We start from the raw sequence: 16,199 nt of genomic DNA on the forward strand, positions 1-16,199 counted from the left end.
AGCATATAAAATAGATTTTTATGAAAAAAATATTAGGGATTATTTGCCTATCCGTTGCTTTTGCTGCATGTCAAAATAATTCGGAAATCAACGTAAATACGAGTTCAAATGATCAGCCTTTGACCTTGGATAGTGTCCAAGCCAGGCATTTGCTCAGTTTGCCATTGCATTGCATCGACGTGGAATATCCCAATAAGTTAGGGCAGGTACTCGGTAGTGATAGTGATCTAAAAGCACCGCGCACATTGCATCCAATTTTTTACGGTTGTTTTGACTGGCATTCTTCTGTACATGGATATTGGTCAATTGTACATATTTTGAAGGAATTTCCAAATTTGGACAGTTCGGGTGAAATTCGGCGCCAATTGAACCGAAATATTACGGCGGAAAATGTGGCCGTTGAATTAGATTTCTTTCAAGATAAGAACAATAAGAACTTTGAGCGCACGTATGGCTGGGCCTGGTTGTTGCAGCTGCAGAAAGAGTTATTAACTTGGGAAGACACAGATGCAAAACGCTGGGCGTCGAATCTTGAACCGTTGGTGAAACACGTTGTAAAATCTTATCAAGAATATCTGCCCAAATTAGTTTATCCGATTAGAACAGGGTATCATGATAATTCGGCATTTGGCCTTTCTCTGTCCCTGGACTATGCAAGAAGTACGGGAAATGTGACGTTTGAAAAATCATTAATGACGAATGCCTCCCGTTTATATAGTCAGGATAAGAGCTGCAATATTGCTTTTGAGCCAAGTGGAAGCGACTTTCTTTCCCCTTGTCTTGAAGAAGCCCTTTGTATGAGTTTGGTGCTGCAACAGGAGGATTACCGTAAATGGTTAAAGGATTTTATGCCAGATCTGTTTAATCCCGATTTCAATTTAGAACCAGGTATCGTAAAAGATCGAACAGACGGACATTTGGTCCATCTGGATGGACTTAATTTTAGTCGTGCAAACTGTTTAAATGGTATCGCAAAAGCGCTGCCTGAGTTAAGTTACTTGCATAAGTTGGCGAATAAACATTTAAAATACTCTTTGCCCAATATTACCACCAAGGATGACTATATGGGGTCACATTGGTTAGGCACATTTGCACTCTATGCACTATCAAAGCATTGATTCGGGGAGATTATCTTCTCCCCATTTATCCATTAGTGTTAATATTTCCTCGAGCGAACGGCCAAGCACAGTTAATTCATATTCTACCTTTGGTGGGACTTGCTGATATACTATTCTAGTGATCAGGTTGTCCTGCTCAAGTTCCTTTAATTTAGCAATCAGCATACGCTCTGATATGCCTACGAGCTTTTTCCGCAACTCACTATAGCGGAGTTTACCTTCATTTAGCAGATAGGAAAGCATGTTGATTTTCCATCTGCCGCCTATGGCACATCAGGAGTACCATCATTTCTACAACTCATTGCTTATGTGCATACTGAGTATTTTACTGTTGGCCACAGACAAACCTTTAAAATTATACTTTAAATCTTGCATCCGCTTAAGTATGATCATCAGAAAATTTAGGTCATTTCTGCGGCTTAATTTTCTGATGATCGTGTGTTTATTCCGATGAAACTGGAGCTTAAGATACAGGGGATAGCCTAATGGATTTAAAGGGTAAGCGGGAAGGCTAGTCTTTCCTGTGATGTTATTGGATTCATGTACTGCTATACATGCTTTCGCTATAAATAGTCTGGACTATTCTTGTTTATGGCCGATAGCTACAAAATAAATGAAGAATAGGTTGGAATATAAAAAACGTGATTTGTGCTAATTTAAGTCTGTTGATTTATACATATAAATCTTGTTTTTTATCTTATATTGCCTTTTTTTTGTTCAAATGAAGTTTTTGTCTTGTTTATTTAGCTGCCTGTTTTTTTTGCTAGGTTATAAAAAGGCTATAAAATTCAAGATTTGTGCTACTCCATAAGATCAAACTTATAATAAATTTGATCTATCAATCCCATAAGGATGTGACATGCTATGTACAGGTATATAAGACATCTTTTAATGTTATTGCCCATTGTTTTTTTCTGTATGTTTATTACAGGTAAAATAAACAAGGATGTCTTTTCACATGCTGCCTATAAAAACGCGTCAAAACCGTCAATAGCTTCATCACAATCCCATTTCGATTTTTTTGTCGGGTCGATCGACGAATGCTCATTCAAATTGAGTTATGATCAACATTTAGCATATGCCGTTCGGCTCTGTGCTTTGGGACTGATTCTGCCTATTTTCTTGCTATTTACGGATAAGAAGTCGTGGCATAGTTTTTATGAACTCCAAAATAAATATTTGTCTAACAGACTACCAGACAAGTGTATCCTATACCATTCCTTTAAAATTTTCGGTTAATCCCCTTTTTCTTTTCGTGAATATCATTGGTTGAGTCGAAACACGGCTATATAACCTATGTAACAAATCGTTGCTTGAAGAAAGCGGCTTAATCATCTGCTTTGCTATTAAATCATTTATATGAACACAACACTTTATGCATTAGCTATTACAGCTATTACGATCAGTTTTTTTCATACTGCATCGGGCCCTGACCATTATCTGCCCTTTATTGTATTGTCCAAATCGAAAAAATGGTCGTTTTGGGAAAACTATATTATGGACAATTATATGTGGACTTGGGCATGTTTTCAGTTCGGTCATCCTGGGGGTTATTGGCGTTTATCTTGGATGGCAGCTCAATAAAATCAGCTGGTTACAGGACGTGCGTGGCAATGTTTCGAGTTGGGCACTATTTATTTTTGGACTTGGATATTTGATTTACGGGATTTGGAAAATGTCTAAGAAGCATTCCCATAAGCATTTTGATGTGATGGGCGATGAAGTTTATGTGCATGAACATACCCATGGGAAAAGCGCATCAGGGCATCATCACCATCATCAAAAAACGAAGGTAACGCCTTTGGTATTATTTGCAATTTTCGTCATGGGACCATCGGAACCATTGATTCCACTTTTATTCTTTTCAGGTGCACACCGCTCAATGACGGAGGTGATTACCCTGATTAGCACTTTTACCATCACGACAGTGGTAACCATGGTCGGAATGGTCTTGTTGGGAATTTATGGTTATAACTTGCTCAATACCGAAAAACTTGATCGATATGTACACGCCATTAGTGGCGCTGTCCTGTCAATTTGCGGTGGGGGCATGTTATTTCTGGGATGGTAATTTTTTAAATGTGAAGTTACCGCTTGGCATTTCGGCCAATTTGCGCTATCGTTATATGAATACAAAACCAGCGATAGAAGATAATTCGGTACGTGCTAAAGGTTATTTTGTCAATGACCTCCTGCTAAACTATGGCCTGGGAAAATGGAATTTTTTGATGCAGGTCCAAAACTTATTTGACACCAAGTGGAATGAAGCGCAGTTTGAGACCGAAACTCGATTAAGAAAAGAACAGCAGTCTGTTTCTGAATTGCATTTTACACCTGGAACACCTTTTATGGTAAAAGCGGGCCTGAGTTATAAATTCTAAAGACTGGGCGCGATGGTAGCTTTAAAATTTTCCTTTGTATCTTTAATAGGGATTATAACTCCTTATAAATAATGTATTATGGAAAAGAGTAAGTTACTTCGAATGGATAATATGGGTATCGTGGTGGAGTCATTGGACAACGCGATTTCCTTTTTTTCAGAACTTGGTTTATATCTGGAAGGGCGAGCGCAGATTGAAGGTGAATGGGCAGGTAGAGTGACTGGTCTCGGTGCGCAGCATGTCGAGATCGCCATGATGGTGACACCAGATGGACATGGCCGATTGGAACTTTCAAGATTTATTGATCCTGCGATAATTGCAGATCATAGAAATGCTCCGGTCAATGCCTTGGGCTATTTGCGGGCAATGTTTACCGTTGAAGATCTAGATGATGTACTGCGGAGGCTAATTGGCATTCACGGCGCTGTCCTCGTAGGGGAGGTGGTACAATACGAAAATGCTTATCGCCTTTGTTATCTAAGAGGAGTAGAGGGATTATTGATTGGTTTAGCCCAACCGCTATAGGGTAAATGATTGAATCGAATCTTTGTGCGAAAAAAGAAAATTTAAAAAATTTCTATGTCGTACAAAATAAATAGAAAACTAAGACGTTATTGATACAAATACTTTTCATAAAATAGGTTAATATATGGCTAAGACCCTAGAGTTCCCCGCTCTAGGGCTTTTTTGTAATTATACGTGTGGGAATAACGAAGTTTAGCACAATCTGTTCGGATTGTGTTCTTTCCTGATCAATAAAGTGAAATTTATCTGCTTGATGAAAGCATGAGGAAGGCCTAAGAATCTATTTTTTTAGACTCTATTTTCAATGATGAACTCGTCATTACATTCATGACTGGTTTTACAATTTTGACCAAGCTGGATGTAATTTAGGCAATTTTTGAACATGTGGTCATTAGTACAATCACACATAGGACGAGCAATATAATAACAGATGTGGTGTAAGGCGTTCTTCTCATAATACTTTTTTTTTACTTAGTAGTTTACAAAAGCCGTGCCTTTATTTTTAGAACTTGCAGTGAGTCTGATTGTTGTAGCTTCGTGTCTACAGGATAGTCGATATGAAAAAGGGATTGTATGCTTGAAAAAGCTTGTGCTGATACCTTGCGCATCGATTTTGGGATTAACGGATCTGGCTCATATTGATCCCTTGAAACGATGTTTTTTTGATAGCATATAGACGATCAGAATACCTAAAAGCATTACGATCGTATAGGCAATAAACGCGATGTTTTCAGACTGATGTTCACTGCCCTTTGAAACATTTTCTACCCATAACCCTGTGCTATTTTTAAACCCCAAAGCCCAATGGGTTAGGTTCCATCCGAAGTGCAGTCCTATAGATAGTGCAATATTGCGGGTTCTTAGCGCAGCAAGACCAAAAAGTACAGCTCCAAGTCCTGAACCCAGTACTGCCGCCTTTAGTGTAAAACCGGTAAATAAATGTTCTAAAATAAAAACAAGTACCATAATCGAAAAGGCTACAGCAGTGCCGAGTTTATCTTTCAGGCGCCATAAGAAATAGGTTCTAAAAACCAGCTCTTCCCGACAGGCGACGAAAAAGTAAAGAAGAATATGTATTGCCAAAAATTTAGTGTCGATAAATGCCTGTTTCTTAAAAGATACTTCGGCAAAATTTGTCAGTATTATAACCATAAGGCCGACCATAACAATACCTAAGCATAAGCCAGCGCTAAAATTGAGCACACTCCTTTTGTTAAATCCTAACCCGATTTGAGAAAAACTAATTTTATCCCAAGCTTTGAACAGGTAAACTAAACCCAAGCTGAGGAATGTCGCGAGGCTGAGTGAAAATAAATCGGGGAACATTGTTTGTTTGGTTATGCCCGCAGCGAAAGCAAACACCACGAGGGAAGCAAAGTAAAATAATATTACTTTCAAAAATACCATTTCTCTTTTCATGTCTTAATTGTTTAGCTCGATATGAATTTACGCTATTTTAGCTTAAATGAAAAAAATGATGTGCTACTTGTTGATCTTAAAGTGCAGGTCTTGTTCCTGTAGGTAGGTTCTTTTGCTTGTCACGTATTTTGCTGCTTAAAACAGGTTGATTTATCGTTCGTTTTTTCTTATATTAGGCAATAAACCAATGAATTATGGCTATGGTCAATCTAAAACGGAGAAAATTTATTCAAGGAGCGGGGGCAGTTTTAACTTTATCAGCCTTAGAAGTTAAGGGGCTTTCATTTCGTGATGCGATTAAAAATTTTCGGGTCGGACTGATTGGTGCAGGTTGGTATGGGAAAAGTGATTTATTCCGTTTAATTCAGGTTCGGGATGTCGATGTCATCGCCATATGCGACGTCGACGACAATCAGCTGCAGGAAGCTGGGCGGCTGGTTAGTGAGCGTCAGATTTCAAAAAAAGTTCCAAAACTGTATAAAGATTATAGGGAAATGCTCGCCAGTCATAAATTCGATCTCATTCTCATTGGAACACCAGATCACTGGCACGCCAGACAGGCAATTGATGCGATGCGTTCGGGTGCTCACCTCTATTTGCAGAAACCGATCAGTGTTGATGTGCTTGAGGGGGATGCTATATGGCGTGCGGCAAGAAAATATAATCGGAAAGTTCAAGTGGGAACACAACGGAGAAGTACAGCCCATCTCATTGACGCCAAGAAGCGAGTGATCGATAGTGGCTTACTTGGTAAGATTTCGCATGTGGAAATGTGCTGCTATTATCATATGCGAAAGAATGGCAATCCACCGATCGAGGCGGTTCCAGATTTCCTGGATTATGAACTTTGGACCGGACCAGCACCTTTGCGGGCTTATGATGGTTTGCCTCATGGTGGCTGGTGGCGAACTTTTATGGCCTATGGGAATGGAATAACCGGGGATATGGGAATGCATATGTTTGATACTGTGCGTTGGCTTCTGCAGCTTAAATGGCCCAAAAGCGTGCATGCGAAAGGTGGCATTTATGTGCAAAAAGGAGGGAAATCGACGATCGCGGATACGCAGACAGCCTTATTTGAATACGAAGATCTTAATTGTGTCTGGCAGCATAGGACATGGGGGGCAGCAGCAGACCCTGAATACCCCTGGGCATTTGTGATATATGGTGACAAGGGTACCTTAAAGGGAAGTGTGATGAAATATGAATTTATTCCAATCGGAGAAGGCAAGCCCATTCGACAGGATGTTATCTTAGAAAAAGAGAAGTTCCCCAAAGATTTGACGGAGCACCGAATCGAGTTGCATACAGCGCCTGCAACCAGACAACATATGCTTGACCTTTTATCGGCAATTGAAAATAATCATCTTCCTGTAGCGGATATTGAAGAGGGCTATATATCCACCGCGAGCTGCATTCTGGCGAACTTGTCGATGCAGTTGAATCGCCCCTTGATTTATGATCCAATACAAAAAATATGTGTCGATGATCCTGAAGCAACTCAATTACTGCAAAGACCGTATCGCAGTCCATGGCAACATCCTTAATAACATAGGTCAAGGGCGCTGAGCAAAGTTGAGGTCGGGAGTTATTCGGTATTGAACCGCAACGGTGCGGTAAATTGAACAAATATCAATATATTGGTATCAGGTGGTCATAACATAGAAAAAGGAATATTATGCAGACGATATTGGGTGCCAATGGACAAATTGGAGAAGAACTGGCGCGCGAGCTAAAGCGAAATTTTACTTCTGCTATACGCATAGTCAGTCGAAACGCAAAAAAAGTAAATGATACTGACGAAGTTTTTTCCGCGGATCTATCGATCCGTGAACAGGCATTCGAGGCGGTGAAGGGGAGTAATATTGCCTATTTCACTTTAGGGCTTCCTATAAGTTCGGATCTATGGGAGGAACAGTTTCCAGCTATTCTTCGTCATGTGATTGATGCCTGCAAGATCAACGGTACTAAGCTTGTTTTTTTTGATAATACATATATGTATCCTCAAGACGATCGTGTTTTGACGGAGGAAAGTACCTTTGCTCCTGTCGGAAGAAAGGGGAAAGTGAGGCGGAACATGGCAGAAATGGTACTTGCTGAGATAGCATCGGGCCAGCTTGAAGCCGTTATTTGTCGAGCACCTGAATTTTATGGTCCTGGCAAAACACAAAGCATTACCAATACCCTAATTTTTGATAATATCAAAGCGGATAAAAAACTGAAAGTGCCTTTACGTGTTGATAAGAAACGAAGTCTGATTTGGACTCCCGACGCAAGTCGAGCAACTGCACTTATCGGAAATACACTCGATACCTATGGACAGACCTGGCATTTGCCCGTGGATAAAGGGCATCCCATATACCGGGAATTTATCAGAATGGCAGCAGACATTTACGGTAAGGAGTTCAAATATACTGTTGTTCCCAAATTTATCTTTAAAATAGGAGCTTTGTTCAATAAACGGTTAAAGGAGCTTTTGGAACTTCTTACACGATACGAACACAATAATCTATTTGATGATTCAAAGTTTAGAAATAGATTTCCTGAATTTGAGGTTACTTCTTACGAGCAAGGAATCGAACAGATTCAGCAAGACAAGTTTTAACCTATGCATAAATGAGAGTGTAAGCGACTTCGTTCACCTGACGACAACCGCATCTGGTCATAATATTATGCTTAAGGAGCCAACTTTGGTCATCAGCGCTTTTTCACAGCTGCTGGGAAAACTGTAAGATAAGGAAACCGAACTTCAGCCTTGTGCTCTGAGATGAAGCAAAATACGTTGAATATCGGTTTTCTTTTATGATAAAGCTTTTTTGAGGGGCAAGTGAATCAATAATGGGCACGGAATAAGAAAACCTACGCTGCATTTGTAAATTCTAAATTTCTACAGAATTCGTTCCGTTCTTTACGCGTTTAAAAAGACGCGTGCGAGATGAATATTAATTCGACGATAATCCATAATTATGCTAGGCTTAGAAAATCGTTGTTCTTTCTACCTACAATCCTGTTAGCTCTGCTCATTCTATTTCTATATTTTAATCATGCATTGAATGTATATGGCTATACCGTCATTCAGAAGAGTAGCTTTTTCGCGATAAATGCTTATCTGGGGCAATATCCAAATCTTGAGTCCAATTTTACACAGTTTGGAGATTGTTTAATCAGTCTCTCGCTTTTGAGTGTCTTTCTGCGCTATGGTCCTAAATTATGGGAGGCGTTAATATCATCATCTCTAATTTCTGCTTTCTTTTCGATCCTTTTAAAAGTACTATTTGCTGTGCCACGACCCGCAGCAGTATTTAATCATACTAGTTTTTTGATTACCGGTAAGATGCTTCTTGGGAACAATAGCTTGCCTTCTGGCCATTCCATCACGATATTTACAACGTTGACTGTTATCATGTATGCTTTTATGCCGCAACGATTAAGTTATAAAATAATGTGGTTTTTAGGTTTAACATTTATTGGGTTAATGCTTGCTTTATCTCGCGTCGCATTGGGGGCACACTATCCTTTGGACGTGCTCAGTGGCTGTATTATAGGATATCTTTCGGGGCTGTTCGGAATTTTTTTTAGCAGGGAATTTAAAATATGGAACTGGATCAACAACAAACGATATTATCCAATTTTCATATTATTGTTCCTCGTTTTCAGTATTGTATTGATCAATAGAATAATTAATGATAATTTGCTAATATTTTATTTTACATTTATCTGCTTAATTAGTACACTTTATAAAATCATTACCGTTTATGCTAAAAAATAGCTTAAAATTAGTTCATTTTGTCCTTTTCATGAGTGTGTTGAATTTTATATTCTTCCATTTTCCATTTTATACTTTTGTTTTTAATAATGTTGATTACAGGAGTTTTGGGGGTATTGTTCTGATCGGTAGCTTAATGGTTCTGATGCTGGTGATGAATGCTTTTGTACTTTATCTATTTTTTTCGGCGTCCCGTCGCTTTGGGAAATCCATACTTGTTTTGTTCTTTCTGATCAATTCAGTCGCCGTTTATTTTGTTAACACATACAGCGTTATTTTGGATGAAACAATGATCGGTAATATCTTGAATACCCGATATTCAGAGTCCAGCGGTTTCTTTTCACTGAAACTGATCGTCTATCTCGTGTTTCTTGGTATTATACCTAGTATCTTCATCATTAAAGCTAAAATAGTAAAGGATAAACCAAGAAAGTTTTTTATCACTTCCTCACTTTCGTTATTATTTATTGTTATTTTAATATTTGCCAATGCGACTAATTGGTTGTGGATCGATAAGAATTCGAAGACTTTGGGTGCACTTGCCATGCCTTGGTCTTATACCGTCAATATTTCGCGCTTTTATATTCATGAATATCAAAAAAATAAGAAAGAGATTCTATTGCCGGATGCGACAATAACTGACCACAAAAAGACAGTAGTTGTACTTGTTATAGGTGAATCTGCTCGAAGGGATAATTTTTCGTTGTATGGCTACCAGAAGAATACAAATCCTCTGCTTTCCAAGACACCCAATCTTTATCATTTTGACGCAACTTCTTGTTCTACCTATACGACAGCTGGAGTAAAATGTATATTGGAACATAAAAATACGGATGATTTGTACGAAATCCTGCCAAATTACCTTTACAGAAATGATGTCGATGTGATCTGGCGAACGAGTAATTGGGGGGAGCCGCCTGTACATATTAAAGAATATGAAACAAGTGATCAACTTGCTACAACCTGTAAAGGTGAAGGATGTGCTTACGATGAGGTACTTTTAACAGGTCTAAAGGAGCGGATATCATCCAGTAAAAAAGACAAGATTTTTGTTGTGCTCCACACAAGTACAAGCCATGGACCAACATATAGCAAGAAATATCCTGCTCAATTCGAACAGTTTAAGCCTGTCTGCAATAGTGTTGAGTTAGGGAACTGTTCTAAAGAAGAATTGATAAATGCTTATGATAACACGGTTGTTTATACAGATTATATTTTGCATAATCTTATTGAGGATCTAAAACAATTGAAGGAATATAACAGTGCCATGTTGTTCGTCTCGGATCATGGAGAATCACTGGGGGAAAATAACCTGTATATGCACGGACTGCCGATGAGCATTGCACCAAAAGAGCAATACGAGATTCCTTTTATCGTCTGGGTGTCTGATCATTCAAAACAGTTGAAACCAAATAAAACCTTGACCCAAAATCATGTATTTCATAGTGTGCTGAAATTTCTGGATATGAAGAGCCCTATCTATGATGAGAATATGGATATTTTCAAATAGCGAGCAATAGCGATTGTCAAGGTTTATTGATTTTACAGTATGAAATCAGCTAAGAAGATTATAATTGAACCTGTAATAGATGATTCTTTTTCTATAAAACGGATAGATTACCACCTTAACGATCATGAAACATTTAATAGACTGATCTATCATCGTATTTTTTTTGTCGAAACCGGTGCCGGCTATCTTTCTATTGATAATAATGTATTTGAGCTACATGACAATAGCATTTTTCTCTTATCCAAGGGACAGATCTATGCTTTTTCAGATCAGACTTCGGTAATGGGTTTTTCCATTTCCTTTGGGGATTGTTTTTGGCAAAAGACACCTCCGAGCGCAAGTAACTGTAAAGCTGTATTGTTCAATAACACCAGTGCAAATCCATATCTGAAGCCTAATACTACCGAAGTAGTAGAGCTGTTATTTCTATTCAATGCACTGTTGTCAGAATATTGTGGTCCCCGGTATATCAATCAGATGGATGCTCTTGCGGCGTTTTTGAAAATTATTATGATTAAACTTGCGAACGTTAAACTGACCGCGGAAGCAACTTCCGATAGTCAGGATTACATCTTGTATCGCAAATTTATGGAAATGCTCAGTGCACAGTTTGATCAATATCATGCCGTGTCGGAGTATGCCAAAATGCTTCATATTTCAGCGCGAAGATTAAGCGAACTTTGTAAACGATGTAGCGGGATTAAGGCGAAGGAGATCATTAATGGGCAGCTCATAGCAGAAGCGAAACGATTGCTGCAGTTTAGTGCGATAACAGTGAAAGAAATCGCCTATGCACTTAATTTTAATTCGGCAGAACAATTTAGTCATTTTTTTAAAAAGAATACAAAACTGTCTCCCCTGAACTACCGTAATCAATTTGTTGATGCAGATTGAAAGTTGCACACGGTAAATTTTGACATTTCAAACGTACTTATTGCTATTCCTATGGGGCTGTTGCCATCATAACTTTGTCCTAAATATCTTAAAGTTATGGCAGTAAATCATCTAAAAAAAGTGGCCGGCATTGTTATTCCGGACAGTAAAATCGCAACGCAAGCGACAGCATTACTATTGGAACATGGTACTGAATTTATCTACAACCATTCGTTGCGTGTCTTCCTATTTTCATCTTTGAATGCAAAACGCAAAAATTTGGTCTACGACAGTGAATTGTTGTATGTAGCTTCCGTATTTCATGATTTGGGCTTAGTATCGCATTACAGCAGTGCAGATCTTCGTTTTGAAGTGGATGGCGCTAATGCCGCCCGAGACTTTCTAAAAAGCCATGGTGTAGAGTCGACGAAATTACAGCTCGTATGGGATACCATAGCACTCCATACAAGCATAGGAATTGCTGAACACAAAGAAAATGAAGTTGCCCTGATGTACTCGGGCGTTGGGCTTGATGTGATGGGTGAGGGCTATGCGCATTTAAGTGCCAAAAATAGAGAAGAGATTGTTCAAGCCTTTCCAAGGGATAATTTTAAAAAGAAAATTATCCCGACTTTTTTTGAAGGTTTTGAGCATAAGACAGAAACCACATTTGGCAATATAAAGGCAGATGTGTGCGCTTTTATGATCCCTAATTTTGAGCGAAAGAACTTTTGCGATTGTATTCTTCATTCGCCTTGGTCTGAATAGTAAGTCTAAGTCCGAGGTCTGAATAACAAGTTCGGATCACATAGCTTTCGGGACTATCTTGCTTTAGCGATAGTCCCGCGCTATTTTCTCCTATTCAATACTATCCCAATAATCGACGACTGACTTCTAACCGAGCTAAAGCACATCTTGTATGTATATCATGTATTGGATATTTGAAAATCGTTAAATTTATGTCTTAACTTTATAAAGGCTCTAGTACAGTTTTCAAGTTTCAATTTGTACAATGGCTTTTTATTTTAATGGTATCAACGTATGGTTTTAAATAGTATTTATCGGATGGTTTTCAAATCGATTTTGTTTATAACAATGACGTTGATTTCGTTTGACTTGTTGGCCCAAGCTCGAAATCCTGAAAAGAAGATCATTAGATCTGACTTTCAAAAATATTTTGATGAGTGTCATGTTAAGGGCGCTGTTGCGCTTTATGACAATAACAAAGGTGCTTGGATTTTGTCCGATACATCGGACACACAAGTTGCAACATTACCTGCATCAACTTTTAAGATTATAAATATGTTGATTGCCTTGGAAACGAAGACGATCAAAGATGAAAATAGCATTGTTCCATGGCCGGGATCAACAGATACCTTAAAATATGGCTACCGACCAGATATTTATAAAAATATCAGTGTAAAAGAGGCATTTACCGTGTCTGCAGGTTGGGCATTTATTGAGTTAGCGAAGAAAATTGATCGTTCTGTCTATCTGAAGTATCTCAAAGCCTGTAACTACGGGAATGTGGACCTTTCCGAATCAGGTCCCGACTTCTGGAATTTTGGTCCAATGGGCATCTCACCAATTAATCAGGTTGAATTTTTGAAAAAGCTTTATGATGGAAATTTGCCATTTTCAAAAAGAAATATGGATATTGTTAAAGGTGTCATGATTTCGGAACAAAACGCGGACTATACGGTTCGGTCTAAAACGGGCTGGACAATGGCCAATCAGATCAACACCGGATGGTGGATAGGCTATGTTGAACAAAAGGAAAATGTTTATTTCTTCGCAACGCGACTTATTCAGGACCGGAAGTTCAACAGCCCTGATTTCTCGAGCTGCCGGAAGACGATTACACGGAAAATTTTTAAGGATCTAAAGATTTTGCCCTAACACCAAGGTTGATGGTTATCAGTCAATAAATTTTATCAGGACAATAGACAGATGGAAAATTTTAATCGAAAAAAGCATTGGGAAGAAATATACGAAAATAAGCCGCTGGAATCAGTTAGCTGGTATCAGCCTACCCCAGAAGTATCACTACATTTTATAAATCAATCTAGTCTCCCAAAAAAGGCTAAAATTATTGATATAGGTGGTGGTGACAGTTTCCTGGTTGATTTCTTATTAAAAGCAGGATTTGAAGATATTACCGTATTGGATATTTCCAGCGCTGCCATTGAAAGAGCGAAGAAGCGATTAGGGGATCAAGCGACTAAAGTCAAATGGATTGTTTCGGATATCTTGGACTTCGTTCCCGATACACCATATGATTTTTGGCATGATAGGGCCACATTTCATTTTTTGACTGCTCGCCAGGAGATTGAACGCTACATCGAAATCGCAGATCAAGCAATTGCAGTGGGAGGTATTTTGGTTGTTGGAACCTTTTCTGAACAGGGACCAACGAAATGCAGTGGCATTACAATTAAACAATATTCAGCACAATCGATAAGCGATTTGTTCCAGACATATTTTAGGAAAATTGAATGTATAGATATTGACCATATAACACCCTTCGACACCAAACAGCGTTTTGTGTTTTGCAGTTTTCGCAAAGAGCTGTTATAGCAGGGTCGAATACTTCTCTCGCAATAGAGCATCGCTGTGTCGATCGAATCTGCCCGTTTGTGCTAACTTTTATTGGAATTTTCCAATAAAAGTTCTCCCCAAGCATTCAATTTCCAGAGTACTTCCACTAAACTTTTCCCTAAGGGGGTCAATGAATACTCCACTCTTGGAGGAAGCTCATGGAAAGATTGTTTGATTAGAATGCCATCATTGACCATTTCACCCAATTGTTGGTTTAGCACTCGTCTATCAACTTTTGCAATACCACGAAGCATTTCACTTGGGCGTTTTTCCCCTTCATTGATACGCCATACAATCGGAATTTTCCATTTCCCACTAATCGCATTGACGGCAAATTCCAATGGACATATTTTTTGTTTTATTGCTTTCTCTGTTATACGCATAAAATTGACTTTTTTGTCCCATAGGGATAATAAAATGCGGTATTGTGATTGTGCATTTACTTTTAAAACTTTGCAGAAATAACATACAGCATCATGAAAAATTTAGAATACGAAATTGCTAAATTAAATGCGAATTTAGCAACTCTTCCTCGCGAAATAAAGGAAATATTTGGCAGATCGATTCAGGATCTACAGTCTGAGGATCTAACCGAAAAGAGCCTGCAGATAGGGGACAAGTTCCCTGATTTTAGTTTGGTGAATTCGAAGCGTGAAGAAATTGAGCTGGGAAAACTTCTGAAGAAAGGAAAGGTCATTGTGGCCTTTTTCCGCGGTAGCTGGTGTCCCTACTGTAATCTCGAGTTAAGAGCTTTACAACAGAATTTGACTCATTTTAATGCTTTTGAAGCCACTCTTCTTGCAATTTCGCCACAAGTGCCTAAATTTAGCGAAGCACTTCTGACGGACAACAATTTGGATTTCGAATTGTTGTTTGACGAAGATAATACGTTGGCAATCAGTGTTGGCATCTCATTTGAACTTCAGGATTATGCCATTTCAAGCTATGATCGCTTGGGAATCAACTTGTCCGCCTACAATGGTAATGACAGCAACAGACTGCCGGTCCCTGCTGTTTTTGTGATCGATCCTGATTATACAATATCTTATCGATTTATGGATGTCAACTATATGAATAGACTTAATATCGAAGAGTTAATAGCACAGCTATGAGTAAAATACAACGTAAAGGAGCAAGACGGATAGCGGATATTTCGATAGATTGCCTGGCCAGTCTGAACCGCGGAGAAATTGAAACTGCAAATCTTATGGAGTGGCTCGCTGTTGACCAACGGTTTTTACTCGAGTATATCCTTCAGCAAAATGGACGCATTCATTACTTGAAACCAATCTTAGCGCTGCTTGATCAGTTACAGAAACCGACGGTAAATTCCATCAATGAAACGATCGGGCGGGCGCTGCTCGATTTGATCACACAATATCGTGATAATACCTTCCTGACAATACTATCCAATCATACTGCAGATCTCGTGCGTTGCTGGGCAACCTACACGGTCGGAGATGATAAGCAGCTTGAAATTGAGAAATTACTGTTGTCAATGCGTCCTTTTGCTGCAGATCGGCATTTTGGGGTGCGAGAAATCAGCTGGATGGCGATACGTAATAGGATAGCTTTGGACTTGGAAAGGAGTATTGCCGGTCTGAGTTTATGGACGGTGGAGAAGGATGAAAATTTGAGACGTTTTGCTTCGGAGGCAACCCGACCGAGAGGCGTATGGTGTAAGCACATCGATCGCTTGAAGCAGGAGCCAAGTCTAGCCTTGTCTATTTTAGAACCGCTAAAATCTGACCCTTCAAAATATGTTCAGGATAGTGTTGGAAATTGGCTGAATGACGCAAGCAAAAGCCAACCCGGTTTTGTTAAGGCACTTTGTAATCGCTGGGAACAGGAAAGCGATACCAAGGAAACGCAATACATCATTCGAAAAGCACTTCGAACTATCCTGAAATAAATATGTCCGGTAGTTATCGAACAAAAAATGATGATCGCCCGCTTGAGTGACATTTGACCTCAGTTTCTTAAGCGACATTTGACCTCAGTTTACGGCA

Annotated in this window: 18 protein-coding genes; 15 read left to right on the top strand and 3 right to left on the bottom strand. The window is 39.0% G+C overall.

The window, feature by feature from the left end; all coding sequences use genetic code 11:
- The first annotated feature begins 20 nt into the window (after nucleotides 1-20).
- Nucleotides 21-1,118 carry a DUF2891 domain-containing protein gene (locus BV902_RS14120; protein ID WP_075992495.1) on the top strand — a complete coding sequence of 366 codons (1,098 nt, stop codon included), beginning with the start codon at nucleotides 21-23 and terminating at the stop codon, nucleotides 1,116-1,118.
- Here the strand turns inward: BV902_RS14120 and BV902_RS14125 are convergent.
- Nucleotides 1,107-1,385 carry a winged helix-turn-helix transcriptional regulator gene (locus BV902_RS14125; RefSeq protein ID WP_257787027.1) on the bottom strand — a complete coding sequence of 93 codons (279 nt, stop codon included), beginning with the start codon at nucleotides 1,383-1,385 and terminating at the stop codon, nucleotides 1,107-1,109. The genes BV902_RS14120 and BV902_RS14125 overlap by 12 nt on opposite strands.
- A 1,092-nt stretch (nucleotides 1,386-2,477) precedes the next feature.
- On the opposite strand from BV902_RS14125, the gene BV902_RS27745 reads away from it, so the two are divergent.
- The 4 genes from BV902_RS27745 (at nucleotide 2,478) to BV902_RS14145 (ending at nucleotide 4,024) form a co-directional block, all read left to right on the top strand.
- Nucleotides 2,478-2,702 carry a hypothetical protein gene (locus tag BV902_RS27745; protein WP_216640353.1) on the top strand — a complete coding sequence of 75 codons (225 nt, stop codon included), beginning with the start codon at nucleotides 2,478-2,480 and terminating at the stop codon, nucleotides 2,700-2,702.
- A gap of 91 nt (nucleotides 2,703-2,793) precedes the next feature.
- Nucleotides 2,794-3,189 (top strand): hypothetical protein, encoded by a 396-nt coding sequence (locus BV902_RS27750; protein WP_216640354.1) that lies wholly within the window; start codon nucleotides 2,794-2,796, stop codon nucleotides 3,187-3,189.
- 10 nt (nucleotides 3,190-3,199) lie between these two features.
- Nucleotides 3,200-3,499: a TonB-dependent receptor gene (locus tag BV902_RS14140; RefSeq protein WP_216640355.1), complete on the top strand. Its 300-nt coding sequence runs from the start codon at nucleotides 3,200-3,202 to the stop codon at nucleotides 3,497-3,499.
- 78 nt (nucleotides 3,500-3,577) lie between these two features.
- Nucleotides 3,578-4,024 (top strand): VOC family protein, encoded by a 447-nt coding sequence (locus BV902_RS14145; RefSeq protein WP_075992499.1) that lies wholly within the window; start codon nucleotides 3,578-3,580, stop codon nucleotides 4,022-4,024.
- A 633-nt stretch (nucleotides 4,025-4,657) separates the two neighbouring features.
- Here BV902_RS14145 and BV902_RS14150 read toward each other — a convergent pair.
- Complete coding sequence (locus BV902_RS14150; RefSeq protein WP_075992500.1) at nucleotides 4,658-5,443, bottom strand: CPBP family intramembrane glutamic endopeptidase; 786 nt, start codon at nucleotides 5,441-5,443, stop codon at nucleotides 4,658-4,660.
- Nucleotides 5,444-5,637: 194 nt separating this feature from the next.
- Here BV902_RS14150 and BV902_RS14155 point away from each other — a divergent pair, with 194 nt between their 5' ends.
- The 8 genes from BV902_RS14155 to BV902_RS14190 all read left to right on the top strand — a co-directional run bounded on the left by BV902_RS14155 (nucleotide 5,638) and on the right by BV902_RS14190 (nucleotide 14,169).
- Nucleotides 5,638-6,990 carry a Gfo/Idh/MocA family protein gene (locus tag BV902_RS14155; RefSeq protein ID WP_075992501.1) on the top strand — a complete coding sequence of 451 codons (1,353 nt, stop codon included), beginning with the start codon at nucleotides 5,638-5,640 and terminating at the stop codon, nucleotides 6,988-6,990.
- Between the two features lie 131 nt (nucleotides 6,991-7,121).
- Entirely contained in the window at nucleotides 7,122-8,048 is a 927-nt protein-coding gene (locus tag BV902_RS14160; protein WP_075992502.1) for an NAD-dependent epimerase/dehydratase family protein, read from the top strand.
- Between the two features lie 330 nt (nucleotides 8,049-8,378).
- The gene (locus BV902_RS14165) at nucleotides 8,379-9,212 is read left to right on the top strand and encodes a phosphatase PAP2 family protein (protein WP_075992503.1); all 834 of its coding nucleotides are present in this window, start codon (nucleotides 8,379-8,381) and stop codon (nucleotides 9,210-9,212) included.
- Complete coding sequence (eptA, locus tag BV902_RS14170; RefSeq protein WP_075992504.1) at nucleotides 9,199-10,719, top strand: phosphoethanolamine--lipid A transferase EptA; 1,521 nt, start codon at nucleotides 9,199-9,201, stop codon at nucleotides 10,717-10,719. Before BV902_RS14165 ends, eptA begins: the two co-directional genes overlap by 14 nt.
- A 39-nt stretch (nucleotides 10,720-10,758) precedes the next feature.
- Nucleotides 10,759-11,613: a helix-turn-helix domain-containing protein gene (locus BV902_RS14175; protein WP_075992505.1), complete on the top strand. Its 855-nt coding sequence runs from the start codon at nucleotides 10,759-10,761 to the stop codon at nucleotides 11,611-11,613.
- Between the two features lie 96 nt (nucleotides 11,614-11,709).
- Complete coding sequence (locus BV902_RS14180) at nucleotides 11,710-12,360, top strand: HD domain-containing protein (protein WP_075992506.1); 651 nt, start codon at nucleotides 11,710-11,712, stop codon at nucleotides 12,358-12,360.
- Nucleotides 12,361-12,687: 327 nt separating this feature from the next.
- Nucleotides 12,688-13,491, top strand: coding sequence for a penicillin-binding transpeptidase domain-containing protein (locus BV902_RS14185; RefSeq protein ID WP_075994776.1), 804 nt, complete (start codon nucleotides 12,688-12,690; stop codon nucleotides 13,489-13,491).
- Nucleotides 13,492-13,542: 51 nt separating this feature from the next.
- Nucleotides 13,543-14,169 (top strand): class I SAM-dependent methyltransferase, encoded by a 627-nt coding sequence (locus BV902_RS14190; protein WP_075992507.1) that lies wholly within the window; start codon nucleotides 13,543-13,545, stop codon nucleotides 14,167-14,169.
- A gap of 62 nt (nucleotides 14,170-14,231) precedes the next feature.
- On the opposite strand, the gene BV902_RS14195 is transcribed toward BV902_RS14190, so the two are convergent.
- Entirely contained in the window at nucleotides 14,232-14,573 is a 342-nt protein-coding gene (locus BV902_RS14195) for a winged helix-turn-helix transcriptional regulator (RefSeq protein ID WP_075992508.1), read from the bottom strand.
- Between the two features lie 93 nt (nucleotides 14,574-14,666).
- Here BV902_RS14195 and BV902_RS14200 point away from each other — a divergent pair, with 93 nt between their 5' ends.
- Complete coding sequence (locus BV902_RS14200; protein ID WP_075992509.1) at nucleotides 14,667-15,302, top strand: peroxiredoxin-like family protein; 636 nt, start codon at nucleotides 14,667-14,669, stop codon at nucleotides 15,300-15,302.
- Entirely contained in the window at nucleotides 15,299-16,102 is an 804-nt protein-coding gene (locus BV902_RS14205; RefSeq protein WP_075992510.1) for a DNA alkylation repair protein, read from the top strand. The genes BV902_RS14200 and BV902_RS14205 overlap by 4 nt, the downstream gene beginning before the upstream one ends.
- Nucleotides 16,103-16,199: the final 97 nt, after the last annotated feature.

Source organism: Sphingobacterium sp. B29, assembly GCF_001952815.1.
Lineage (GTDB): Bacteria > Bacteroidota > Bacteroidia > Sphingobacteriales > Sphingobacteriaceae > Sphingobacterium > Sphingobacterium siyangense.

Excerpts from the sequence above, each read along its gene's own strand:
- BV902_RS14120 (WP_075992495.1), top strand. The coding sequence starts at position 21 with ATGAAAAAAATATTAGGGATTATTTGCCTATCCGTTGCTTTTGCTGCA.
- BV902_RS27745 (WP_216640353.1), top strand. The coding sequence starts at position 2,478 with ATGAACACAACACTTTATGCATTAGCTATTACAGCTATTACGATCAGT.
- BV902_RS27750 (WP_216640354.1), top strand. The coding sequence starts at position 2,794 with ATGTCTAAGAAGCATTCCCATAAGCATTTTGATGTGATGGGCGATGAA.
- BV902_RS14145 (WP_075992499.1), top strand. The coding sequence starts at position 3,578 with ATGGAAAAGAGTAAGTTACTTCGAATGGATAATATGGGTATCGTGGTG.
- BV902_RS14150 (WP_075992500.1), bottom strand. The coding sequence starts at position 5,443 with ATGAAAAGAGAAATGGTATTTTTGAAAGTAATATTATTTTACTTTGCT.
- BV902_RS14155 (WP_075992501.1), top strand. The coding sequence starts at position 5,638 with ATGGCTATGGTCAATCTAAAACGGAGAAAATTTATTCAAGGAGCGGGG.
- BV902_RS14160 (WP_075992502.1), top strand. The coding sequence starts at position 7,122 with ATGCAGACGATATTGGGTGCCAATGGACAAATTGGAGAAGAACTGGCG.
- BV902_RS14165 (WP_075992503.1), top strand. The coding sequence starts at position 8,379 with ATGAATATTAATTCGACGATAATCCATAATTATGCTAGGCTTAGAAAA.
- eptA (WP_075992504.1), top strand. The coding sequence starts at position 9,199 with ATGCTAAAAAATAGCTTAAAATTAGTTCATTTTGTCCTTTTCATGAGT.
- BV902_RS14175 (WP_075992505.1), top strand. The coding sequence starts at position 10,759 with ATGAAATCAGCTAAGAAGATTATAATTGAACCTGTAATAGATGATTCT.
- BV902_RS14180 (WP_075992506.1), top strand. The coding sequence starts at position 11,710 with ATGGCAGTAAATCATCTAAAAAAAGTGGCCGGCATTGTTATTCCGGAC.
- BV902_RS14185 (WP_075994776.1), top strand. The coding sequence starts at position 12,688 with ATGACGTTGATTTCGTTTGACTTGTTGGCCCAAGCTCGAAATCCTGAA.
- BV902_RS14190 (WP_075992507.1), top strand. The coding sequence starts at position 13,543 with ATGGAAAATTTTAATCGAAAAAAGCATTGGGAAGAAATATACGAAAAT.
- BV902_RS14195 (WP_075992508.1), bottom strand. The coding sequence starts at position 14,573 with ATGCGTATAACAGAGAAAGCAATAAAACAAAAAATATGTCCATTGGAA.
- BV902_RS14200 (WP_075992509.1), top strand. The coding sequence starts at position 14,667 with ATGAAAAATTTAGAATACGAAATTGCTAAATTAAATGCGAATTTAGCA.
- BV902_RS14205 (WP_075992510.1), top strand. The coding sequence starts at position 15,299 with ATGAGTAAAATACAACGTAAAGGAGCAAGACGGATAGCGGATATTTCG.